This is a genomic window from Scandinavium sp. (assembly GCF_032012665.1).
Taxonomy (GTDB): Bacteria; Pseudomonadota; Gammaproteobacteria; order Enterobacterales; family Enterobacteriaceae; genus Scandinavium.
The window spans coordinates 75,011-97,353 of sequence record NZ_DALZVG010000015.1 but is presented as its reverse complement, the minus strand read 5'-3'; the positions used below and the strand labels follow the sequence as shown (position 1 = coordinate 97,353).

Below are 22,343 nucleotides of genomic sequence, written 5' to 3'. Positions count from 1 at the left end.
TGAGGAAAACATCATAATCGTGGTGCAGGCCCGGCAAGCATAGCGCCGCCGGGCATTTCATCCGGTAGTGATTATTTACCGATACAGAAGCTCGAGAAGATGCGCCCCAGCAGATCGTCGGAGGTGAATTCCCCGGTGATTTCACTCAGGTTTTGCTGCGCCAGGCGCAACTCTTCGGCCAGCAGTTCTCCGGCCCACGCGCCCAGCAGCTGCGCTTTACCCTGCTGCAGATGTTCGGCTGCGGCTTCCAGCGCCTGCAAATGGCGACGACGAGCCAGGAAGCCGCCTTCCATGTTGGTGTCGAAGCCCATGCTCTGCTTCAGATGGTTGCGCAGAATGTCCACGCCTTTGCCCTGACGAGCGGAAAGGCGAATCAGTGAGTGACCGTTCACCTCGCTCAGACCCACGTCTTCACCGGTGATGTCGGCTTTATTACGCACCACGGTAATCGGCAGGTTCGCCGGTAAGCGGGCGATAAAATCTGGCCAGATCTCAGCCGGATCAACGGCGCTGGTGGTTGTGCTGTCGACCATAAACAACACGCGGTCCGCCTGCTCGATCTCCTGCCAGGCGCGTTCGATACCGATGCGCTCCACTTCGTCGCTGGCGTCGCGCAGTCCGGCGGTATCAATGATGTGCAGCGGCATACCGTCGATATGAATGTGCTCGCGCAGGACGTCGCGGGTCGTGCCTGCAATGTCGGTGACGATAGCGGCTTCACGGCCCGCCAGCGCGTTCAGCAGGCTCGACTTCCCGGCGTTAGGCCGCCCGGCGATCACCACCTTCATACCTTCACGCAGCAGGCTCCCCTGGCGCGCTTCGGCGCGAACGGCATCGAGATCGCCGATCACGGTATTCAGCTGAGCTTCGATTTTACCGTCGGAGAGAAAATCAATTTCCTCGTCCGGGAAGTCGATGGCTGCTTCCACGTAGATACGCAGGTGAGTGAGTGCTTCCACAAGATGGTTCACGCGTGCGGAAAAGGCACCCTGCAACGAGTTCATTGCCGAGCGTGCCGCCTGTTCTGAACTGGCGTCGATCAGGTCGGCAATCGCTTCGGCCTGGGCCAAATCGAGCTTATCGTTAAGAAAGGCGCGCTCGGAGAATTCGCCTGGATTCGCGATACGAATGTTCGGCAGCGTCAGGATGCGCTTTAACAGCAGATCGAGAATAACCGGGCCGCCGTGGCCCTGAAGCTCGAGCACGTCTTCACCGGTGAAAGAGTTCGGCCCCGGGAACCATAGCGCAATGCCCTGATCCAGTGTGTTACCTTCGGCATCACGGAACGGCAGGTAGTCGGCATAGCGCGGCTTCGGCAGCTTACCCAGCACCGCCTGCGCCACGTCGCACGCGTTCAGGCCGGAAATACGCAGGATCCCCACGCCGCCGCGTCCTGGCGGGGTGGCCTGGGCAACAATCGTGTCGTTATGGCTCATGGTTTGTCTCTTTCAATACCAATAGAAAAGGCGGTCAATCGACCGCCCTGTCATTACTTTTCTGATTGCCGGGTAGCGTTTCGCTTACCCGGCACGTGAATCAGGACTTTTTCTTATCGCGGCTGTGCAGACCACGTTTTTCCAGACCACGGTAAATCAGCTGCTGCTGGATAATCGTCACCAGGTTGCTGACGATATAGTACAGCACCAGACCTGACGGGAACCACAGGAAGAACACGGTGAAGATGACCGGCATAAAGGTCATGATCTTCTGCTGCATCGGGTCGGTCACGGTGGTCGGCGACATCTTCTGAATGAAGAACATCGTTACGCCCATCAGGATCGGCAGGATGTAGTACGGGTCCTGTGCGGAGAGGTCATGGATCCACAGAGCGAACGGCGCATGACGCAGTTCAACGGAGCCCATCAGCATGTAATACAGCGCCAGGAAGATTGGCATCTGAATCAGCAGTGGGAAACAGCCGCCCAGCGGGTTCACTTTCTCGGCTTTGTACAGGGCCATCATTTCCTGGCTCTGACGCTGCTTGTCATCGCCCAGACGCTCACGCATCGCCTGAATTTTCGGCTGCAGCATGCGCATCTTCGCCATGGAGGTGTACTGCGCTTTGGTCAGCGGGTACATGATGCCACGTACGATGAAGGTGATAACGATGATTGAGAAGCCCCAGTTTCCGAGGAAGCTGTGGATAAACTTCAGCAGTTTGAACAGCGGCTGAGAGATGAACCACAGCCAGCCGTAGTCCACGGTCAGATCCAGGTGTGGCGCAACGGCGGCCATTTTGTCCTGAATTTCCGGGCCAACCCACAGGGTGCTCGCCAGCTTACCTGACTGACCTGGCTGAACCAGAACCGGCTGAGATTTATAACCAATCGCCGCGATGCCGTTACCCAGGTTTGTGGTGTAGAAGTTGTTCGAGCCGTCGTTGTTCGGTACCCATGCGGTTGCAAAGTATTGCTGCAGCATGGCTACCCAACCGCCTTTAGAACTGATGTTCAGGTTCTCGTTATCGGCGATTTTGTCGAACTTGTATTTCTCATACTTCTCGTCCGGCGTGGAGTACGCCGCACCGCGGAAGGTATGCATGGTAGACAGACCGCCGCCGCTTTGGGTGTCGAGTTCCTTAGGCAGGTTGATGGACTGTTTCAGCTGACCGAAGGTGGAAACTTCCAGTGGTTTCTCGCCAGCGTTCTTCACGTCATAGCCCACGTTCACCGCATAGCCACCGCGTGTCAGGGTGAAGGTTTTGGTGAAGGTGTTGCCGGCTTTGTCGGTGTAAGTCAGCGGAACGGTCAGTTCATTCTGCCCATCAGCCAGAACAAACGCATCTTTATCAATGTTGTACAGCGGACGTGCACCATTTGCCGGGTTATCCGGGCCGTCACGACCGGTCAGGCCGCTCTGCGCCTGGTAGATAAACTGCGGTGAAGTGTCGAGTAACTTAAACGGCTCAGTAGAATTCTGCGTTTTTGGATAAGTTAACAGCAGAGCCTGCTCAACATCACCCCCACGGGTGTTGATGACGAGCTCCAGCACGTCGGTTTTCACCGTAATCAGTTTTCCCTGTCCGCTGGACGGAACGCCCTGGTCGGCGGCGTTAGCCGTGGCGGTGGTCGTAGTCTGCGTAATCTGCTGCTGAGGCTGAGGATTTTTATCCTGCTCCCAAGCCTGCCAGATCATGAAAGACACGAACAACAAAGCGATGATAAGAAGATTGCGTTGCGAATCCATCGTTAGTGTTCTCTGGTATTAGAATGTCCTGGTGGGACGGGATCGTCACCACCCGGGTGTAAAGGGTGGCATTTTAATACGCGTTTCACCGTCAACCAACTGCCTTTTATCACACCAAACCTGCGCAATGCCTCAATTCCGTATTGTGAACAGGTGGGAGTAAAACGGCAGTGTGGCCCGAGTAGCGGACTAATCAGGCGTTGATAAACCCGGATGAGGGCTATCAGGACCCGTGAGCCAGGCGACAGTGACGGCGCCATAATTTTTCCAACGCTTCCGTGAGTGCCCGGTTGTCGAGGTCTGCAACCCCTTTCTTCGCCACCACCACGAAATCCATAGCGGGAAGTTCATGCTGACGTAAACGAAAGCTCTCACGCGTCAGACGTTTAATCCGATTGCGTTCATGGGCGCGTTTAACGTTTTTCTTGGCGACAGTAAGACCGATGCGGGGATGCCCCAGCGAATTCAGGCGGCCGAGGATGGTGATTTGCGGCGTGCCAGCCCGTTGCGGCTGCTGGAAGACGAAAGTGAAATGAGTGGGAGTTAACAAACGTAACTCCCTGGGAAAAGCTAGCTTAACCACTCAGGGGTTAGCTTTATTACTTGGAAACGGTCAGACGAGCGCGGCCTTTAGCACGACGACGTGCCAGAACCTGACGACCATTTTTAGTAGCCATACGAGCACGGAAGCCGTGAGAACGGTTGCGCTTCAGTACAGACGGTTGAAAAGTGCGTTTCATGGCGATTTCTACCTAAACTTGAATAAATTCACTGACTTTTGCGTGTACCCGAACGAGATTCGAACGACTTCCGCTTCAGTGTGGGTGATTAAAGAGGCCGGATTGTAATAATTGTACACTCCGGAGTCAATTCTCTTTACCTTATTTCCCGCGTATTTCCGCACGATTTCGCGTGGAAAATGACCGGCGCCGGTACCTGTTAACGAGCAGCACGCACCGGGTGGGGGATTATAAAGCCTGCCTGTCAAATCGCAAGGATCCCCCGGGATCTTTATTAGATCGTTTAAGCAAAAAATTGTCGTGACTCATTAATTTTTCCAATATGCGGACGAAATCGCCCCTCACTCTTGCCAGGATCGTTTACACTTAGCCGGTCTCTTCTTCCCTGTGGATAAATCGGGAAGAATCTGTGAGAAACAGAAGATCTCTGGCTCAGTTTAGGCTATGATCCGCGGTCCCGATCGCGATCCAGGATCCTGAACGGAGTAACAACCGCTGATAGCGGTTCGCACGTCACCTCACCACCTGTGGGCTGTCCGATGTGTGCCAACAATCATTAATTCAGTTTCACCCTTTTCAGTTCGAGTGGAGTCCGCCGTGTCACTTTCGCTTTGGCAGCAGTGTCTTGCCCGATTGCAGGATGAGTTACCAGCCACAGAATTCAGCATGTGGATCCGCCCATTGCAGGCGGAACTGAGCGACAACACGCTTGCTTTGTATGCGCCAAACCGTTTCGTGCTCGATTGGGTCAGGGACAAATACCTTAATAACATCAACGGATTGTTGAATGATTTCTGCGGTACCGACGCACCACAGCTGCGCTTCGAAGTCGGTGCCCGTCCCGTCACTCAGGTTGTAAAAGAGATGGCTCAGGTTGCCGTCCAGGCGACCGCGCAGGTTCAGGCTCCGCGCATGGCCGTGCCTGCCGCACGCCAGGGCTGGGATAACGTTCCTGCCCCCGCCGAACCGTCTTACCGCTCTAACGTTAACGTCAAGCACACCTTTGATAACTTCGTGGAAGGTAAATCGAACCAGCTGGCTCGCGCTGCGGCACGTCAGGTGGCGGATAACCCTGGCGGCGCGTACAACCCTTTATTCCTTTATGGCGGCACGGGTCTGGGTAAAACCCACCTTTTGCACGCCGTCGGCAACGGCATTATTGCGCGTAAACCGAATGCGAAAGTGGTGTACATGCACTCCGAGCGCTTTGTGCAGGACATGGTTAAGGCCCTGCAAAACAACGCTATTGAGGAGTTCAAACGCTACTACCGCTCCGTTGATGCGCTGCTTATCGATGACATTCAATTCTTTGCCAATAAAGAGCGCTCGCAGGAAGAGTTCTTCCACACCTTTAATGCCCTGCTGGAAGGTAATCAGCAGATCATCCTGACGTCGGATCGCTATCCAAAAGAGATCAACGGCGTGGAAGATCGTCTGAAATCCCGCTTCGGCTGGGGCCTGACCGTGGCGATCGAGCCGCCAGAGCTGGAAACCCGTGTGGCGATCCTGATGAAAAAGGCCGACGAAAACGACATTCGTCTGCCGGGCGAAGTGGCCTTCTTTATTGCCAAACGTCTGCGTTCGAACGTACGTGAGCTTGAGGGCGCGCTGAACCGCGTTATCGCCAACGCCAACTTTACCGGACGCGCCATTACTATCGATTTCGTGCGTGAAGCGCTGCGTGATTTGTTGGCGCTGCAGGAAAAACTGGTCACCATCGACAATATTCAGAAGACGGTGGCGGAATACTACAAGATCAAAGTGGCCGATCTGCTCTCCAAGCGTCGTTCCCGCTCGGTGGCGCGTCCGCGCCAGATGGCGATGGCGTTGGCCAAAGAGCTCACCAACCACAGCCTGCCGGAAATCGGCGATGCGTTTGGTGGCCGCGACCACACGACCGTGCTGCATGCGTGCCGCAAGATCGAGCAGTTGCGTGAAGAAAGCCATGATATCAAAGAAGATTTCTCCAATTTAATCAGAACATTATCTTCGTGACGCTATGAAATTTACCGTTGAACGTGAACATTTATTAAAACCGCTGCAGCAGGTAAGTGGTCCATTAGGTGGCCGCCCAACGTTGCCTATTCTTGGCAACCTGCTGCTGCAGGTCGCAGATGGCTCCCTGTCGCTGACCGGGACCGACCTTGAAATGGAAATGGTGGCTCGCGTCGCGCTTTCACAGCCGCACGAAGCGGGCGCCACAACCGTCCCGGCGCGCAAGTTCTTTGATATTTGCCGCGGCCTGCCGGAAGGCGCCGAAATTGCCGTGCAGCTGGAGGGCGACCGCATGCTGGTGCGCTCTGGCCGCAGCCGCTTCTCGCTTTCCACTTTGCCCGCTGCGGATTTCCCGAACCTGGACGACTGGCAGAGCGAAGTGGAGTTCACCGTAGCCCAGGCCACGATGAAACGCCTGATTGAAGCCACGCAGTTCTCCATGGCGCATCAGGATGTTCGCTACTATTTAAACGGTATGCTGTTCGAAACCGAAGGGGAAGAGCTGCGCACCGTGGCGACCGACGGCCACCGTCTGGCGGTCTGCTCCATGCCGATTGGCGAATCCCTGCCAAACCATTCGGTGATCGTCCCTCGTAAAGGCGTGATTGAGCTGATGCGTATGCTCGACGGCGGCGAAAACCCGATGCGCGTGCAGATTGGCAGCAACAATATCCGCGCTCACGTCGGTGATTTCATCTTCACCTCTAAGCTGGTGGATGGTCGCTTCCCGGACTACCGTCGCGTGCTGCCGAAAAATCCGGATAAACATCTGGATGCCGGCTGCGATATTCTCAAGCAGGCATTTGCCCGCGCGGCAATCCTCTCGAACGAGAAATTCCGCGGAGTACGTTTGTACGTCAGCGAAAATCAGCTGAAAATCACCGCTAATAACCCGGAGCAGGAAGAAGCAGAAGAAATTCTGGATGTCACCTACGCCGGTACCGAAATGGAAATCGGTTTCAACGTCAGCTACGTGCTGGACGTGCTCAACGCGCTGAAGTGCGAAAACGTCCGTATTCTGCTGACCGACTCAGTTTCCAGCGTGCAGATTGAAGATGCAGCCAGCCAGAGCGCGGCTTATGTTGTTATGCCAATGAGACTGTAATGGCGCTCACCCGCTTGTTGATCCGCGACTTTCGCAACATCGAAAACGCGGATCTCGCCCTTTCCCCCGGCTTTAACTTCCTGGTAGGCGCCAACGGCAGCGGCAAAACCAGCGTGCTGGAAGCCATCTATACGCTCGGCCACGGCCGGGCGTTTCGCAGCTTGCAGATTGGCCGCGTCATCCGCCACGAGCAGGAATCGTTTGTCTTACACGGACGGTTGCAGGGTCAGGAGCGTGAAATTGCCATTGGCCTGACCAAAGATAAGCAGGGTGACAGCAAAGTGCGCATCGACGGCACCGACGGCCACAAGGTGGCTGAACTGGCGCTGCTGATGCCGATGCAGCTCATCACGCCGGAGGGGTTTACTTTACTCAACGGCGGCCCCAAATACAGAAGAGCCTTCCTCGACTGGGGATGCTTTCACAACGAAGCCGGTTTTTTTACCGCCTGGAGCAACCTGAAGCGTTTGCTGAAACAGCGTAACGCGGCATTGCGCCAGGTCACGCGCTACGCCCAGCTGCGTCCGTGGGATATGGAGCTGATTCCGCTGGCCGAGCAAATCAGCCAGTGGCGCGCGGAATACAGCGCAGGGATCGCCGAAGACATGGCGGATACCTGTAAACAGTTTTTGCCCGAATTCAGTCTCAGCTTCTCTTTCCAGCGCGGCTGGGAAAAAGAGACCGACTATTCTGAGGTGCTCGAACGGAATTTCGAGCGAGACAGGATGCTGACCTATACCGCCCACGGCCCGCACAAAGCGGATTTTCGCATTCGTGCTGACGGTGCGCCGGTGGAAGACACCTTATCGCGCGGGCAGCTGAAGCTGCTGATGTGCGCCTTACGTCTGGCGCAGGGCGAGTTTCTGACTCGCGAAAGCGGTCGACGCTGCCTGTACCTCATCGATGATTTTGCCTCAGAGCTGGATGACGAACGCCGGGGCCTGTTAGCAAGCAGGCTCAAGGCCACGGAATCCCAGGTTTTCGTCAGTGCGATCAGCGCTGAACACGTTATGGACATGTCGGACAAAAATTCGAAGATGTTCAGCGTGGAAAAAGGTAAAATAACGGATTAACCCAAGTTTAAATGAGCGAGAAACGTTGATGTCGAATTCTTATGACTCCTCCAGTATCAAAGTCCTGAAAGGGCTGGATGCGGTGCGTAAGCGCCCGGGTATGTATATCGGCGACACGGATGACGGCACCGGTCTGCACCACATGGTATTTGAGGTGGTAGATAACGCTATCGACGAAGCGCTCGCGGGTCACTGTAAAGACATCGTGGTCACCATCCATGCCGATAACTCAGTCTCCGTAACGGATGACGGTCGTGGCATCCCAACCGGTATTCACCCGGAAGAAGGTGTGTCGGCGGCGGAAGTGATCATGACCGTCCTGCACGCAGGCGGTAAGTTCGATGATAACTCCTATAAAGTCTCTGGCGGTCTGCATGGCGTGGGCGTCTCGGTTGTAAACGCCCTGTCCCAGAAGCTGGAGCTGGTGATTCGCCGCGAAGGCAAAGTTCACCAGCAGATTTACGTTCACGGCGTGCCGCAAGCGCCTCTGGCCGTAACGGGTGAAACCGAAGCCACCGGTACTCAGGTGCGCTTCTGGCCAAGCCATGAAACGTTCACTAACGTCACCGAATTTGAATACGAGATTCTGGCAAAACGTCTGCGCGAGCTGTCGTTCCTGAACTCCGGCGTTTCTATTCGCCTGAAAGACAAGCGTGATGGCAAAGAAGATCACTTCCATTACGAAGGCGGTATCAAAGCGTTCGTGGAATATCTGAACAAGAACAAAACACCAATCCACCCGAATATCTTCTACTTCTCCACCGAAAAAGACGGTATCGGCGTTGAGGTCGCGCTGCAATGGAACGACGGTTTCCAGGAAAACATCTACTGCTTCACTAACAACATTCCACAGCGTGACGGCGGTACCCACCTGGCGGGCTTCCGTGCGGCGATGACCCGTACCCTGAACGCCTACATGGACAAAGAAGGCTACAGCAAAAAGGCCAAAGTCAGCGCCACCGGTGACGATGCCCGTGAAGGCCTGATTGCCGTCGTTTCCGTGAAGGTACCGGATCCGAAATTCTCCTCGCAGACCAAAGACAAGCTGGTCTCTTCAGAGGTGAAATCCGCGGTTGAGCAGCAGATGAACGAACTGCTGGCAGAATACCTGCTGGAAAACCCGTCCGATGCGAAAATCGTGGTCGGCAAAATTATCGACGCAGCGCGTGCCCGTGAAGCGGCGCGTAAAGCCCGCGAAATGACCCGCCGTAAAGGCGCGCTGGATCTGGCTGGCCTGCCGGGCAAGCTGGCGGACTGTCAGGAACGTGACCCGGCGCTGTCCGAACTGTACCTCGTGGAAGGGGACTCCGCGGGCGGCTCTGCGAAGCAGGGTCGTAACCGTAAGAACCAGGCGATTCTGCCGCTGAAGGGTAAAATCCTCAACGTTGAGAAAGCGCGCTTTGACAAAATGCTCTCCTCGCAGGAAGTGGCGACGCTTATCACTGCGCTGGGCTGCGGCATTGGTCGCGACGAGTACAACCCGGACAAGCTGCGCTATCACAGCATCATCATCATGACCGATGCCGACGTCGACGGCTCGCACATCCGTACGCTGCTGTTGACCTTCTTCTACCGTCAGATGCCGGAAATCGTTGAGCGTGGCCACGTGTATATCGCCCAGCCGCCGCTGTACAAAGTGAAAAAAGGCAAGCAGGAACAGTACATTAAAGACGACGAAGCGATGGATCAGTACCAAATCGCTATCGCCCTTGATGGTGCAACCCTGCACACCAACGCCAGCGCCCCGGCGCTGGCAGGTGAAGCGCTGGAAAAACTGGTGGCCGAGTTTAACGCTACGCAGAAAATGATTGGTCGCATGGAGCGCCGCTTCCCTCGCTCGCTGCTGAAAGAGCTGATCTATCAGCCGACTCTGGCAGAAGCCGATCTGAGCGACGAGCAGAAAGTCACCCGCTGGGTAAATGCTCTGGTCACCACGCTGAATGAAAATGAGCAGCATGGCAGCATGTGGCAGCTTGATGTCCGTCAGAACGCCGAGCTGCACCTGTTTGAGCCAATTATTCGCGTGCGTACTCACGGTGTGGATACCGATTATCCGCTGGACCAGGAGTTCATCACCGGCGGCGAATATCGTCGTATCTGCACGCTGGGTGAAAAACTGCGTGGCCTCATTGAAGAGGATGCGTTCATCGAACGTGGCGAACGTCGTCAGCCGGTAGCGAGCTTCGAGCAGGCGCTTGAATGGCTGCAGAAAGAGTCGCGTCGTGGCCTGGCAATCCAGCGTTATAAAGGTCTGGGCGAGATGAACCCGGAACAGCTCTGGGAAACCACCATGGATCCGGAAAGCCGCCGTATGCTGCGCGTGACCGTAAAAGACGCGATCGCAGCTGACCAGCTTTTCACCACGCTGATGGGCGATGCCGTTGAACCGCGTCGTGCATTTATCGAAGAGAACGCCCTGAAAGCAGCGAACATCGATATCTAAGTTTTGCAGTAAAATAATGTAGGCCGGATAAGGCACCAGCCGCATCTGGCGGGTGTTCAGAAGCGCCTGATGCGCTTCGCTTATCAGGCCTACATTCATCCTCGAAAAGAGGAATCCCCCCACTTCTTTCCATCCCCCTTTTCCCCCGACTCTTTTGCTGTTTTTTGAGCTAAATCGCGTTAGCATGAGTGATAACTCACTTATCCCGGGGACCCTAATGGCTATCAAACTCATTGCAATCGACATGGACGGAACATTGCTGCTGCCCGATCACACCATCTCTCCAGCGGTTAAGCAGGCCATTGCCGCGGCGCGTGAGCGCGGGGTGAAGGTGGTGCTGTGTACCGGTCGTCCGTATGCGGGCGTTCACAGCTACCTGAAAGAGCTGCACATGGAGCAGGAAGGGGATTACTGCATCACCTATAACGGCGCACTGGTCCAGAACGCCAGCGACGGCAGCACGGTAGCGCAAACGGCGCTGAGTTATGATGATTACCGCTATCTGGAACAGCTTTCCCGCGAGGTGGGTTCTCACTTCCACGCGCTTGACCGCAACACGCTGTACACCGCTAACCGCGACATCAGCTACTACACCGTGCATGAATCCTACGTGGCAACCATTCCGCTGGTGTTCTGCGAAGCGGAAAATATGGCGCGCGATATTCAGCTGCTGAAGGTGATGATGATCGACGAACCGGCCATTCTGGACAAAGCCATCGCCCGCATTCCGGCGGAAGTGAAAGAGAAGTATACCGTGCTGAAAAGCGCGCCGTACTTCCTCGAAATCCTCGATAAACGCGTCAATAAGGGCACCGGTGTGAAATCGCTGGCCGATACGCTGGGCATTAAACCTGAAGAGGTGATGACCCTGGGCGATCAGGAAAACGATATTGCGATGATTGAATACGCCGGAATGGGTGTCGCAATGGAAAACGCCATCCCTTCGGTTAAAGAGGTTGCTGACTTCGTCACTAAATCCAACCTTGAAGACGGCGTGGCTTACGCTATCGAGAAGTTTGTTCTGAACTGATTCTTCCCTTTTTCAATTCAAGCCCGTTGCCCTGTGCGCGGGCTTTTTTATTGCCTGACGATCCTCGCTTTACGCTTTCTCGATCTGAGTTGTCGTTTTTGTGATCTAAATTGTAGTACAATATAAACTGTTTGTACTACATTGTGGCGTATGGAAAGACGTATATGTTCAAGTTTGTACTGCAAAAGTGAGAGGAGTTTCGGCAGTCGCGGTAAAGTAGTCGGGTATTCCGAATAAAAGGACAATCCATGAACCTGACCAAAACCGACCGCATTATCGTGACGCTGGGCCGCCAGATTGTGAGCGGAAAATACGTTCCCGGCGCGGCGCTGCCCGCCGAGGCAGACCTCTGCGAAGAATTTGAAACGTCCCGCAATATCATCCGTGAAGTGTTTCGTTCGCTGATGGCGAAGCGGCTGATTGAGATGAAGCGTTATCGCGGTGCATTTGTCGCCCCGCGCAACGAATGGAACTACCTCGACACTGACGTCCTGGAATGGGTGCTGGAAAACGACTACGACCCACGGCTTATCGTGGCGATGAGCGAAGTACGAAACCTGGTGGAGCCAGCGATTGCCCGCTGGGCCGCCGAGCGGGCGACCTCCAGCGACCTGGCGCAAATCGAAGCGGCGCTGAATGACATGGTGGCGAACAACCAGGATCGCGATGCCTTCAACGAAGCCGATATCCGCTATCACGAAGCGGTACTGGCCTCGGTCCATAACCCGGTATTACAGCAGCTCAGCGTGGCGATAAGTTCGCTGCAGCGGGCAGTTTTTGAACGCACCTGGATGGGCGATGAGGCCAACATGCCGCAGACCCTTCAGGAGCACAAAGCGCTTTTTGACGCCATCCGGCATCAGGACAGCAATGCGGCAGAGCAGGCGGCGCTCACCATGATCGCCAGCTCAACACGAAGGTTAAAGGAAAGCACATGACATCACGCTACATCGCTATCGACTGGGGATCGACCAACCTGCGCGCCTGGCTTTATCAGGGCGATGAGTGCCTGGATAACCGGCAGTCTGAAGCAGGGGTCACTCGCCTGAACGGGCGTTCCCCCGAAGCGGTGTTAGCGGAAATCACTCAAGGCTGGCGGGATGCCGCCACGCCGGTAGTGATGGCGGGCATGGTCGGCAGTAATGTTGGCTGGAAGGTGGCCCCTTATTTACCCGTTCCAGTGCATTTCCCGGCAATTGGCCAGCAGTTAACGCCCGTTGCCGATAAAGTATGGATTATTCCAGGCCTTTCCGTGTCGAGAGACGACAACCACAACGTCATGCGCGGTGAGGAGACCCAACTTCTGGGTGCTCGCCAGCTGGCACCTGCGTCGCTGTACGTCATGCCGGGCACCCACTGCAAATGGGTGCTGGCGGACAACCAGCAAATTTTTGATTTCCGGACCGTGATGACCGGCGAACTGCACCACCTTCTGCTGAATTACTCGCTGGTGGGCGCAGGCCTGCCTGAGCAGGAAACATCGCCTGAGGCATTCGCTGCCGGTCTGGAGAAAGGGCTTTGTGGACCTGCCCTGCTGCCGCAGCTTTTTGAAGTTCGCGCCTCCCACGTGCTCGGGGCTCTCCCGCACGAACAGGTGAGCGAATTTTTATCCGGTCTGCTTATCGGCGCAGAAGTCGCCACGATGTGCGAATGCTTCCCCGGTGAACAGGCGATAACGCTTGTCGCAGGAAAATCCCTCGCCGACCGCTACCAGCAGGCGCTAAGCCGCGTGGGTCGCTGTTCGACGTTCGTTTCCGGCGACGCGGCATTTCAGGCAGGTATAAGGAGCATCGCCCATGCAGTGGCAAACTAAACTTCCCCTGATCGCTATTTTGCGCGGCATCAGGCCGGAAGAGGCGCGCGATCACATCGCCGCTATTCTCAACGCAGGATTCGACGCGGTAGAAATTCCTCTCAACTCACCGGCATGGCAAACCAGCATCGCCGCGATGGTGGCAGAGTTTGGTGATAAGGCACTGATAGGTGCCGGAACGGTGCTGAAAGCCAAAGATGTCGACACGTTAGCTGCGATAGGCAGCAAACTGGTTGTGACGCCAAATACGAACGCTGATGTTATTCGCCGGGCAGTTGCTCACGGCATGACGGTCTGCGCAGGCTGCGCTACAGCCACTGAAGCCTTCACCGCGCTGGAAGCGGGCGCACAGACGCTGAAAATCTTCCCCTCCTCCGCTTTTGGCCCGGAGTACATCAAAGCGCTGAAAGCGGTACTGCCAAAAGACGTGCCGGTGTTTGCCGTCGGCGGCGTGACGCCAGAAAACCTTAACGTGTGGCTGGATGCCGGCTGTGCAGGAGCCGGGCTTGGCAGCGATCTCTATCGAGCCGGACAATCCGTTGAACGTTCCGCACAGCAGGCTGCGGCCTTTGTAAAAGCCTGGCAGGAGGCCACCCAATGAAAATCACTAAACTGACAACTTACCGTTTACCGCCGCGCTGGATGTTCCTGAAAATCGAAACCGATGAGGGTGTTATCGGCTGGGGCGAGCCCGTTATTGAAGGCAAAGCGAGGACGGTGGAGGCTGCCGTGCATGAGCTGGGTGAATACCTGATTGGTCAGGACCCGGCACGCATCAACGATCTGTGGCAGGTGATGTACCGCGGCGGTTTCTACCGCGGTGGCCCGATTCTGATGAGCGCCATCGCCGGTATCGACCAGGCGCTGTGGGATATCAAAGGCAAAGTCCTCGGCGCGCCGGTGTGGCAGCTGATGGGTGGCCTGGTACGCGATAAAATTAAGGCCTACAGCTGGGTCGGCGGCGACCGTCCGGCGGACGTTATCGACGGCATCAAAACCCTGCGCAGCATTGGCTTTGACACCTTTAAGCTGAACGGCTGCGAAGAGATGGGCGTTATCGATGATTCCCGCAGCGTGGATGCCGCTGTGCATACCGTGGCCAAGATTCGTGAAGCCTTTGGCAATGAAATTGAGTTCGGCCTCGATTTCCACGGTCGCGTCAGCGCACCGATGGCAAAAGTGCTGATCAAAGAGCTGGAGCCGTATCGCCCTCTGTTTATCGAAGAGCCGGTGCTGGCCGAGCAGGCGGAATACTATCCGAAGCTCGCGGAACAAACCCATATTCCCATTGCCGCTGGCGAGCGGATGTTCTCGCGCTTCGAATTCAAACGCGTATTGCAGGCTGGCGGTCTGGCGATATTGCAACCCGATCTCTCACACGCGGGCGGCATCACCGAATGCTACAAAATCGCGGCGATGGCTGAAGCCTATGATGTATCGCTTGCCCCGCACTGCCCGCTTGGCCCGATTGCGCTGGCGGCCTGTCTGCACATCGACTTTGTTTCCCGCAACGCGGTGTTGCAGGAGCAAAGCATGGGCATTCACTACAACAAAGGCGCGGAGCTCCTCGACTTTGTTATCAATAAAGAAGACTTCAGTATGGAAGGCGGCTACTTCAGACCGCTGATGAAGCCGGGTCTGGGCGTGGAGATTGACGAAGCCAAAGTCATCGAAATGAGCAAACAGGCCCCGGACTGGCGTAACCCGCTGTGGCGTTATCCGGACGGCGCTGTCGCCGAGTGGTAATTGCGCGTCATACTTCACGCTGGTGATGCGTCGGCTGTGTTTTCTTACCCCGGTCACATACTTTTTGTCTGCGCCCGGGGATGAGAAAATTTGCGGCCTCCCCCCACCGCCGCGAATTATTTAGCGCAATAAGCAGTGCCTTTTAATTTTATAGAACTTACACACCCTCTGTAATTTACAGGGCATGGTGGCACGTATCGCTATGCCCAGAATCTGGAGACAGATGAATGGATATTTCCGTGACTAACGTTAAAACAGGGCGCCGTCGCTACCTGACGCTGCTGATGATTTTTATCACCGTGGTGATTTGTTACGTCGATCGCGCAAACCTTGCCGTCGCTTCTGCACATATTCAGGAAGAGTTTGGCATTACAAAAACGGAGATGGGCTATATCTTCTCGGCGTTTGCCTGGATGTATACGCTCTGCCAGATCCCCGGCGGTCGCGTGCTCGACCGTTTAGGTTCCCGCACCACCTACTTCATCGCTATTATGGGCTGGTCCGTCGCCACGCTGTTCCAGGGCTTCGCGACCGGGCTGTTGTCGCTGATTGGCCTGCGCGCCATTACCGGTATTTTTGAAGCACCCGCATTTCCCACCAACAACCGCATGGTCACCAGCTGGTTCCCGGAGCAAGAGCGTGCTTCGGCGGTTGGTTTCTACACCTCCGGGCAGTTTGTTGGTCTGGCATTCCTGACGCCGCTGCTCATCTGGATCCAGGAGATGCTGAGCTGGCACTGGGTGTTTATCGTCACCGGCGGCATCGGCATCATCTGGGCTTTAATCTGGCATAAGGTTTACCAGGCCCCGCGCAAAACCAAAGGCATCACCCAGGCGGAGCTGGACTATATCGAACAGGGCGGTGGCCTGATTGACGGCGATGCGCAGATTGAAAACAAAGTCAGCGCGCCGTTGACCAAAGCTGACTGGAAGCTGGTGTTCCATCGCAAGCTGGTGGGCGTCTATCTGGGTCAGTTCGCTATCGCTTCGACGCTGTGGTTCTTCCTGACCTGGTTCCCGAACTACCTGACCCAGGAAAAAGGCATCACTGCGCTAAAAGCGGGCTTTATGACAACGGTGCCGTTCCTGGCGGCGTTCGTCGGGGTACTGCTTTCGGGCTGGATTGCGGACAAACTGGTGCGTAAAGGCTTCTCAATTGGCTTCTCCCGTAAGCTGCCGATTATCTGTGGCCTGCTGATTTCCACCTGCATCATGGGCGCTAACTACACCAATGACCCGGTGTGGATCACCGTGCTGATGGCGGTGGCGTTCTTCGGCAATGGCTTTGCGTCCATTACCTGGTCTCTGGTGTCGTCTCTGGCACCGATGCGCCTGATTGGCCTGACCGGTGGGGTATTCAACTTTGCGGGTGGCCTGGGTGGGATCACGGTGCCGCTGGTGATTGGCTATCTGGCACAGGCGCACGGCTTTGCTCCGGCGCTGACCTACATCTCAGCAATTACGCTGATTGGCGCGCTGTCCTACATCCTGCTGGTCGGCGATGTGAAACGTGTAGGCTAAATTCCTGCCTTGCTATACCCTGATGCGATTCACGCGCATCAGGGTTCCTCAATGAAACAACTCACTTTTGCTCCTCGTCATCACCAGTTAACGAATACCCGGACATGGACTCCTGACGGCCAGTGGCTGGTGTTTGACGTGCGTCCGTCCGGCGCATTCTTTACCGGTGAAACCATCGAGCGGGTCAATGTCCACAGTGGTGACACAGAGGTGCTTTATCGGGCTACCAACGGCGCGCACGTTGGCGTAGTGACCGTGCATCCGTTTGAAGATCGCTATGTATTTATTCACGGCCCTGAAAATCCGGACGCGTCATGGCACTACGATTTTCATCATCGCCGCGGCGTGGTAACGCATCACAGTGAAACCCGCAATCTCGACGCCATGGATATCACCCCGCCGTTCACGCCCGGCGCGCTGCGGGGTGGAACCCACGTTCACGTTTACAGCCCGAACGGTGAATTCGTGAGCTTCACTTATAACGATCATGTTTTGCATGAACGCGACCCGGCGCTGGATTTACGTAATGTTGGCGTGGCCGTGCCGTTCGGGCCTGTTACGCCGCCGGGCCATCATCCGCGCGAATATGCGGGCAGCCACTGGTGCGTGCTGGTGAGCCAGACCACGCCAGCGCCAAAGCCCGGCAGCGATGAGATTAATCGCGCCTACGAAGAAGGCTGGGTGGGGAATGAGCAGTTAGCGTTTATCGGCGATACGCTGTCGCTGAGCGGGGAAAAAATCCCGGAGCTGTTTATCGTTGACCTGCCGAAAGAGGAATCCGGATGGAAGCGGGCCGGGAAGTCCTCGCTTTGTGGCTCTGAAAGTACAATGCCCGCGCCGCCTGCGGACGTAGTTCAGCGTCGTCTGACGTTCACCCATGACAGGGCATTTCCGGGGCTGGTGAATACGCCACGCCACTGGGTGCGCTGTAATCCACAAGGTGACACGATCGCCTTTCTGATGCGTGATGAATCAGGCGTGGTTCAGCTTTGGCTGATTGCGCCGGACGGCAGCGATCTGCGCCAGCTGACGCACGCCAGCGGCATTCAGTCTGCGTTTAACTGGCATCCGTCAGGCAAATGGCTTGGGTTTGTGTTGGAAGACAGGATTGTGCTCTGCGATGCGCAAAACGGTGATATTCGCTTTTTGACGACTAATCATGAAAACCCACCGTCGGGTGACGCCATTGTGTTCTCACCAACGGGAGAGCATGTTGCCTGGATGCAGGAGACGGGCGGCTATCGCCAGCTCTGGATGACGAGCACGGAAGTCTGAATCAACGAACGGGCATCGCCGCAGGCGGGATCACGGCGTTCATCGCCTGCGTTTGCTGTTCGCTTTTCTCTACGCGGGAACGGACCGAGTTATCTTTGCGGAACAAATCCCACGGCAGCAGCAGCGTATCCGCGACGGCGGTAAACGGTAAATCCAGCAGAACAAGGGTTTTAGTGCCCCAGTTGGTGGCATCATCCCCTACCATCTCTGCACTGGCGCGCGTGCCGGGGTAGGTCCCCTCTTTGCCGCCGGTGTGAGACATGACGCTGGAGCACCCTGCCAGCGCGACCATCCCTGAGAATAAAACAGGTTTCAACATTAACGTTTTCATCATGCGCTATCATCGTTGTCGGCACCCGGAGTGCCTGTCTATCGGGTTATAACGGCCCGCTGAAAAAATACATAGTCCGGAAATGGCGCTCTGTGGCACCTGTCGCACTTTCGGCCTCCGTGCCGCCCTTCAGTCTATGCTCTGTGGGCGAAAGTGCAAAAAAAGTAAGACCTTTGCCCTTGATAAACGTTCCGCGAATCCCATTTTAATCCTGTACCCATTGAGAACATGCCTGAGGGGTGTTCCGGGTTCACGACCTGTCCATTGTGGAAGGTCAGAAAATTCTCGCTGATTTCAGGAGCTTTATGATTATGCGCAACTTCGATCTTTCCCCACTGTACCGTTCCGCCATTGGTTTTGACCGTCTTTTCAATCTGCTGGAAAACAACCAGAGCCAGAGCAACGGCGGCTACCCTCCATATAACGTTGAACTCGTTGACGAAAATAACTACCGCATCGCTATCGCGGTCGCAGGCTTTGCCGAAAGCGAGCTGGAGATTACCGCCCAGGACAACCTGCTGGTGGTGAAAGGCTCCCACCCAACCGAGCAAAAAGAGCGGACTTATCTCTATCAGGGTATTGCCGAGCGTAACTTTGAGCGCAAATTCCAGATTGCTGAAAACGTGCATATTAAAGGCGCCAATCTGGTGAACGGGCTGCTCTATATCGACCTTGAACGCATTATTCCTGAAGCGAATAAACCGCGTCGTATCGAAATCAATTGATTCCCTTCAGGCGGCCATGCGCCGTCTGATAATACCAGCCCGCTGCTTGCCGACAGGGAGCAATGGCGAGTCTTTCACTCGCCGGGCCAAACTCGCTTCTTTGAAGGAGAACTATCATGCGTAACTACGATTTAACCCCTATGCTGCGTCAGTGGATTGGCTTCGATAAACTGGCCAACGCGATGCTGAATACCCCGGAAACTCAGGGTTTCCCGCCGTACAACATCGAAAAAAGCGACGATAACCACTACCGTATTACCCTTGCGCTGGCAGGCTTCCGTCAGGAAGATCTGGACGTGCAGCTGGAAGGCACTCGTCTCAGCGTTAAAGGCACGCCGGTGAAGCCTGAAACCGAAACCAAATGGCTGCATCAGGGCCTGGTGATGCAACCGTTTAGCCTGAGCTTCACCCTTGCCGAGCATATGGAAGTTACCGGGGCGACCTTCAGCAACGGGTTACTGCATATTGATTTGACCCGTAACGAGCCGGAAGCCATCGCTCCGCAGCGCATTGCCATTAGCGAGCGTCCGGCGTTGGACAGCTAAGTTCCAGATACCCGGTGGCGCAGGCTTACCGGGCCTACGTACCCACCACGATTTGTTGGTCTTGTCGGCCCGGGCAAGCGAAGCGCCGCCGGGCAATTCAAGCCGCATTCTGAGCCCTGAATTCTTCAGGGCTTTTTTGTGCGCCGCGATCGATACATTTCAGTGCCTCTCTGCCAGAATCCCTTCTATCAGTAATGTTATTCACAGGGAAAAGACGATGAGTGATATAGCATTGACCGTCAGCGTTCTGGCGCTGGTGGCGGTTGTGGGGCTGTGGATCGGTAATATTAAAGTTCGCGGCGTCGGGTTTGGTATTGGCGGCGTGCTGTTTGGCGGCATTATCGTTGGCCATTTTGTTGAACAGGCGGGCGTTACGCTGAGCAGCCCGATGCTGCACTTTATTCAGGAGTTCGGCCTGATCCTGTTCGTCTACACCATTGGGATTCAGGTCGGACCGGGTTTTTTCGCCTCGCTGCGGGTGTCCGGCCTGCGGCTGAATCTCTTCGCCATTCTGATTGTGCTGCTTGGCGGTGTGGTGACCGCACTGCTGCATAAGCTGTTCGCCATTCCTTTGCCGGTGATGCTGGGGATTTTTTCCGGGGCCGTCACCAACACGCCAGCGCTCGGGGCCGGGCAGCAAATTCTGCGCGATCTGGGCGTGCCGTTCGAAGTCGTCGATCAGATGGGGATGAGCTACGCCATGGCTTATCCGTTCGGCATCTGCGGCATTCTGCTGACTATGTGGTTTGTGCGGCTCTTTTTCAGGGTGAACGTCGAGAAAGAAGCGCAGCAGTTTGATGCGCAGGCCGGGAACGGACACAGCCATCTGCACACCATCAACATTCGCGTGGAAAACCCCAACCTGCACAACCTTGCCATTCAGGACGTCCCCATTCTCAACAGCGATAAAATCATCTGCTCGCGCCTGAAGCGCGACGAAATGCTGATGGTGCCGTCGCCGGGAACGGTGATTCAGTCCGGGGATTTGCTGCACCTGGTCGGGCTTGAGGTGGATCTGCATAACGCGCAGCTGGTGATTGGCAAAGAGGTGGAAACGTCGCTCTCCACGCGCGGTACGGATCTGAAAGTTGAACGCGTTGTCGTCACCAATGAGAAGGTATTAGGCAAGAAAATCCGCGATCTGCACTTCAAACAGCGCTATGACGTGGTGATATCGCGACTCAATCGCGCGGGCGTTGAGCTGGTGGCAAGCAGCAACGCCAGCCTGCAGTTTGGCGATATCCTTAACCTTGTCGGGCGCCCGGCGTCGATTGACGCAGTGGCGGCAGAAGTTGGCAACGTGCAGCAGAAGCTACAACAGGTTCAGATGCTGCCGGTGTTTATTGGGATCGGGCTTGGCGTGCTGTTGGGCTCCGTGCCGCTGTTTATACCGGGTTTCCCGGTGGCGCTGAAGCTTGGTCTGGCGGGCGGGCCGCTGATTATGGCGCTGATTCTTGGGCGCATCGGCAGCATCGGCAAGCTGTACTGGTTTATGCCGCCGAGCGCTAACCTTGCACTGCGAGAGTTGGGGATTGTGCTGTTTCTGGCGGTGGTTGGCCTTAAGTCCGGCGGTGATTTTATCCGTACGCTCACGGAAGGCGACGGCTTAAGCTGGATTGGTTACGGCATTTTCATTACCGCCGTACCGCTGCTGACGGTCGGTATCCTGGCGCGCATCTTTGCCAAAATGAACTACCTGACGCTGTGCGGTATGCTCGCAGGCTCAATGACCGATCCACCTGCGTTAGCTTTTGCTAATAACCTGCATGCAACGAGCGGTGCAGCGGCGCTCTCCTATGCCACGGTCTATCCGCTGGTGATGTTCCTGCGCATTATTACGCCGCAGCTGCTGGCGGTGCTGTTCTGGGCCTAGTCGTTTCACCGAAGGGGGATTACTCCCCCTTTAACAGCTGAGACGGCGGGAGGCCAAACCTGCGCTTAAACGCCTTGCTGAAGTGAAACGAGTCGAAAAAATTCAGCATATCGGCCACTTTTCCCACGCTTTGTCCCTCCTGCTTCAGCAGCGAATGCGCAAGGTCCAGACGCGCGTCCAGGTAGTACTCCTTTGGCGTTTTTCCGGTGTAGCGTAGAAACAGACGCCGCAGATATTGCTCGCTGCATTGCATCTTTTGCGCCATTTCCGTCACGCTCCAGTTTCGCTGTAGATCGCTGTGTAATACTGACAGTAATTTCTCAATCTGAATAAGCAGCGCATCTTTCTTGCCGTTTTCTGAAATAAGACATATCCACTGGTATATCATTTTGGTTAAGAACGCGACCGCGAGGTTATTCTTTAGTGGGTCTTTATGAGCAATCAATAACGCAACTTCCGACAGCTCCTGGTTAAATATCTCACCGTTATAAATTATACCCGTCTGTAATAGCGGAATTTCCATCACGTTGGTGGGGATAAACTCCATCCAGTATTGTTCCCACAGCAGGCCTGCGCAGTGATAGGACTGAATATCCATAGGTTTCAGGAAAATAATGCAGTTGCCGTTCAGGATTATTTCCGTACCGTCGCGCAGCAGCAGCTGGCCGCAGCCCTGTAGGGTGTAGATAGCCACCCATGAATTCGGTATCAGCGGTTTTTTCTTATCCCTTGGCCAAATAACCTTGTAGCTTTCGTCGGCCAGCGTATGCCAGAGTGAAATTAATGAGATGCCGCTGGAGATCACATTTTCGTCAATAACTAACGGAATATTGTAAGTGATTTCGTTTTTTACATGCAAAAGAACGCTTTTTCCATTCATTTTATTTCGTCCACAACCAATTATCTGCCCAGCACATTAATGGGGAGTGTAATCCCCGAATAA

Annotated in this window: 20 protein-coding genes, 1 pseudogene and 1 other annotated feature; of the genes and pseudogenes, 14 read left to right on the top strand and 7 right to left on the bottom strand. The window is 55.5% G+C overall.

Features of this window, described 5'->3' with window-relative positions:
• Window positions 1–71: 71 nt before the first annotated feature.
• From mnmE to rpmH, 5 genes are all read right to left on the bottom strand, one after another.
• On the bottom strand, window positions 72–1,436 hold the full coding sequence (gene mnmE / locus RTU33_RS13585; protein WP_312628033.1) for a tRNA uridine-5-carboxymethylaminomethyl(34) synthesis GTPase MnmE: 1,365 nt from the start codon (window positions 1,434–1,436) through the stop codon (window positions 72–74).
• Between the two features lie 100 nt (window positions 1,437–1,536).
• Window positions 1,537–3,186, bottom strand: coding sequence for a membrane protein insertase YidC (gene yidC / locus RTU33_RS13580; RefSeq protein WP_312628032.1), 1,650 nt, complete (start codon window positions 3,184–3,186; stop codon window positions 1,537–1,539).
• Window positions 3,187–3,188: 2 nt separating this feature from the next.
• Entirely contained in the window at window positions 3,189–3,446 is a 258-nt protein-coding gene (yidD, locus tag RTU33_RS13575) for a membrane protein insertion efficiency factor YidD (RefSeq protein ID WP_097162467.1), read from the bottom strand.
• On the bottom strand, window positions 3,410–3,769 hold the full coding sequence (rnpA, locus tag RTU33_RS13570; protein ID WP_156565723.1) for a ribonuclease P protein component: 360 nt from the start codon (window positions 3,767–3,769) through the stop codon (window positions 3,410–3,412). Before rnpA ends, yidD begins: the two co-directional genes overlap by 37 nt.
• 16 nt (window positions 3,770–3,785) lie before the next feature.
• On the bottom strand, window positions 3,786–3,926 hold the full coding sequence (gene rpmH / locus RTU33_RS13565) for a 50S ribosomal protein L34 (RefSeq protein WP_000831330.1): 141 nt from the start codon (window positions 3,924–3,926) through the stop codon (window positions 3,786–3,788).
• Between the two features lie 597 nt (window positions 3,927–4,523).
• Between rpmH and dnaA the strand changes: the two genes are divergently transcribed.
• From dnaA to RTU33_RS13510, 11 genes and pseudogenes are all read left to right on the top strand, one after another.
• Entirely contained in the window at window positions 4,524–5,921 is a 1,398-nt protein-coding gene (dnaA, locus tag RTU33_RS13560) for a chromosomal replication initiator protein DnaA (protein ID WP_312585116.1), read from the top strand.
• A gap of 4 nt (window positions 5,922–5,925) precedes the next feature.
• On the top strand, window positions 5,926–7,026 hold the full coding sequence (dnaN, locus tag RTU33_RS13555) for a DNA polymerase III subunit beta (protein ID WP_312628029.1): 1,101 nt from the start codon (window positions 5,926–5,928) through the stop codon (window positions 7,024–7,026).
• Entirely contained in the window at window positions 7,026–8,099 is a 1,074-nt protein-coding gene (gene recF / locus RTU33_RS13550; protein WP_312628027.1) for a DNA replication/repair protein RecF, read from the top strand. Before dnaN ends, recF begins: the two co-directional genes overlap by 1 nt.
• Before the next feature lie 28 nt (window positions 8,100–8,127).
• Window positions 8,128–10,542 (top strand): DNA topoisomerase (ATP-hydrolyzing) subunit B, encoded by a 2,415-nt coding sequence (gyrB, locus tag RTU33_RS13545; RefSeq protein WP_312628025.1) that lies wholly within the window; start codon window positions 8,128–8,130, stop codon window positions 10,540–10,542.
• Between the two features lie 217 nt (window positions 10,543–10,759).
• Window positions 10,760–11,572: a sugar-phosphatase gene (gene yidA, locus RTU33_RS13540; protein ID WP_312628023.1), complete on the top strand. Its 813-nt coding sequence runs from the start codon at window positions 10,760–10,762 to the stop codon at window positions 11,570–11,572.
• A 248-nt stretch (window positions 11,573–11,820) separates the two neighbouring features.
• Complete coding sequence (dgoR, locus tag RTU33_RS13535; RefSeq protein ID WP_312628021.1) at window positions 11,821–12,510, top strand: D-galactonate utilization transcriptional regulator DgoR; 690 nt, start codon at window positions 11,821–11,823, stop codon at window positions 12,508–12,510.
• Window positions 12,507–13,385 carry a 2-dehydro-3-deoxygalactonokinase gene (locus RTU33_RS13530; protein ID WP_312628019.1) on the top strand — a complete coding sequence of 293 codons (879 nt, stop codon included), beginning with the start codon at window positions 12,507–12,509 and terminating at the stop codon, window positions 13,383–13,385. The genes dgoR and RTU33_RS13530 overlap by 4 nt, the downstream gene beginning before the upstream one ends.
• The gene (locus RTU33_RS13525; protein WP_312628018.1) at window positions 13,369–13,986 is read left to right on the top strand and encodes a 2-dehydro-3-deoxy-6-phosphogalactonate aldolase; all 618 of its coding nucleotides are present in this window, start codon (window positions 13,369–13,371) and stop codon (window positions 13,984–13,986) included. Before RTU33_RS13530 ends, RTU33_RS13525 begins: the two co-directional genes overlap by 17 nt.
• The gene (gene dgoD / locus RTU33_RS13520; protein ID WP_312628017.1) at window positions 13,983–15,131 is read left to right on the top strand and encodes a galactonate dehydratase; all 1,149 of its coding nucleotides are present in this window, start codon (window positions 13,983–13,985) and stop codon (window positions 15,129–15,131) included. Before RTU33_RS13525 ends, dgoD begins: the two co-directional genes overlap by 4 nt.
• A 184-nt stretch (window positions 15,132–15,315) precedes the next feature.
• A pseudogene (locus RTU33_RS13515) lies at window positions 15,316–16,651 on the top strand (MFS transporter).
• A 51-nt stretch (window positions 16,652–16,702) separates the two neighbouring features.
• Entirely contained in the window at window positions 16,703–17,926 is a 1,224-nt protein-coding gene (locus tag RTU33_RS13510; RefSeq protein WP_312628015.1) for a DUF3748 domain-containing protein, read from the top strand.
• A 1-nt stretch (window position 17,927) separates the two neighbouring features.
• Here RTU33_RS13510 and RTU33_RS13505 read toward each other — a convergent pair whose 3' ends face one another.
• Window positions 17,928–18,260: a YceK/YidQ family lipoprotein gene (locus RTU33_RS13505; RefSeq protein WP_312628013.1), complete on the bottom strand. Its 333-nt coding sequence runs from the start codon at window positions 18,258–18,260 to the stop codon at window positions 17,928–17,930.
• Between the two features lie 240 nt (window positions 18,261–18,500).
• Window positions 18,501–18,575, top strand: a sequence feature (ROSE (Repression Of Heat Shock gene Expression) occurs in the 5'-region of heat shock genes and acts as an RNA thermometer to modulate expression.).
• Here RTU33_RS13505 and ibpA point away from each other — a divergent pair.
• The 3 genes from ibpA (at window position 18,569) to RTU33_RS13490 (ending at window position 21,400) form a co-directional block, all read left to right on the top strand.
• Window positions 18,569–18,982: a small heat shock chaperone IbpA gene (ibpA, locus tag RTU33_RS13500; protein ID WP_312628044.1), complete on the top strand. Its 414-nt coding sequence runs from the start codon at window positions 18,569–18,571 to the stop codon at window positions 18,980–18,982. (Overlaps the previous feature by 7 nt.)
• Before the next feature lie 116 nt (window positions 18,983–19,098).
• Window positions 19,099–19,527, top strand: a complete 429-nt coding sequence (ibpB, locus tag RTU33_RS13495; protein ID WP_312628012.1) for a small heat shock chaperone IbpB — start codon at window positions 19,099–19,101, stop codon at window positions 19,525–19,527.
• A 217-nt stretch (window positions 19,528–19,744) separates the two neighbouring features.
• Window positions 19,745–21,400, top strand: coding sequence for a putative transporter (locus RTU33_RS13490; RefSeq protein ID WP_312628011.1), 1,656 nt, complete (start codon window positions 19,745–19,747; stop codon window positions 21,398–21,400).
• 19 nt (window positions 21,401–21,419) lie between these two features.
• Here the strand turns inward: RTU33_RS13490 and RTU33_RS13485 are convergent, their stop codons facing one another.
• Window positions 21,420–22,280, bottom strand: coding sequence for an AraC family transcriptional regulator (locus tag RTU33_RS13485; protein ID WP_312628010.1), 861 nt, complete (start codon window positions 22,278–22,280; stop codon window positions 21,420–21,422).
• Window positions 22,281–22,343 lie beyond the last annotated feature (63 nt).

Bases quoted from the DNA above. Each gene is read 5' to 3' on its own strand.
- mnmE (WP_312628033.1), bottom strand. From the start codon at position 1,436: ATGAGCCATAACGACACGATTGTTGCCCAGGCCACCCCGCCAGGACGC.
- yidC (WP_312628032.1), bottom strand. From the start codon at position 3,186: ATGGATTCGCAACGCAATCTTCTTATCATCGCTTTGTTGTTCGTGTCT.
- yidD (WP_097162467.1), bottom strand. From the start codon at position 3,446: ATGGCGCCGTCACTGTCGCCTGGCTCACGGGTCCTGATAGCCCTCATC.
- rpmH (WP_000831330.1), bottom strand. From the start codon at position 3,926: ATGAAACGCACTTTTCAACCGTCTGTACTGAAGCGCAACCGTTCTCAC.
- dnaN (WP_312628029.1), top strand. From the start codon at position 5,926: ATGAAATTTACCGTTGAACGTGAACATTTATTAAAACCGCTGCAGCAG.
- recF (WP_312628027.1), top strand. From the start codon at position 7,026: ATGGCGCTCACCCGCTTGTTGATCCGCGACTTTCGCAACATCGAAAAC.
- gyrB (WP_312628025.1), top strand. From the start codon at position 8,128: ATGTCGAATTCTTATGACTCCTCCAGTATCAAAGTCCTGAAAGGGCTG.
- yidA (WP_312628023.1), top strand. From the start codon at position 10,760: ATGGCTATCAAACTCATTGCAATCGACATGGACGGAACATTGCTGCTG.
- dgoR (WP_312628021.1), top strand. From the start codon at position 11,821: ATGAACCTGACCAAAACCGACCGCATTATCGTGACGCTGGGCCGCCAG.
- RTU33_RS13530 (WP_312628019.1), top strand. From the start codon at position 12,507: ATGACATCACGCTACATCGCTATCGACTGGGGATCGACCAACCTGCGC.
- RTU33_RS13525 (WP_312628018.1), top strand. From the start codon at position 13,369: ATGCAGTGGCAAACTAAACTTCCCCTGATCGCTATTTTGCGCGGCATC.
- dgoD (WP_312628017.1), top strand. From the start codon at position 13,983: ATGAAAATCACTAAACTGACAACTTACCGTTTACCGCCGCGCTGGATG.
- RTU33_RS13510 (WP_312628015.1), top strand. From the start codon at position 16,703: ATGAAACAACTCACTTTTGCTCCTCGTCATCACCAGTTAACGAATACC.
- RTU33_RS13505 (WP_312628013.1), bottom strand. From the start codon at position 18,260: ATGATGAAAACGTTAATGTTGAAACCTGTTTTATTCTCAGGGATGGTC.
- ibpA (WP_312628044.1), top strand. From the start codon at position 18,569: ATGCGCAACTTCGATCTTTCCCCACTGTACCGTTCCGCCATTGGTTTT.
- ibpB (WP_312628012.1), top strand. From the start codon at position 19,099: ATGCGTAACTACGATTTAACCCCTATGCTGCGTCAGTGGATTGGCTTC.
- RTU33_RS13490 (WP_312628011.1), top strand. From the start codon at position 19,745: ATGAGTGATATAGCATTGACCGTCAGCGTTCTGGCGCTGGTGGCGGTT.
- RTU33_RS13485 (WP_312628010.1), bottom strand. From the start codon at position 22,280: ATGAATGGAAAAAGCGTTCTTTTGCATGTAAAAAACGAAATCACTTAC.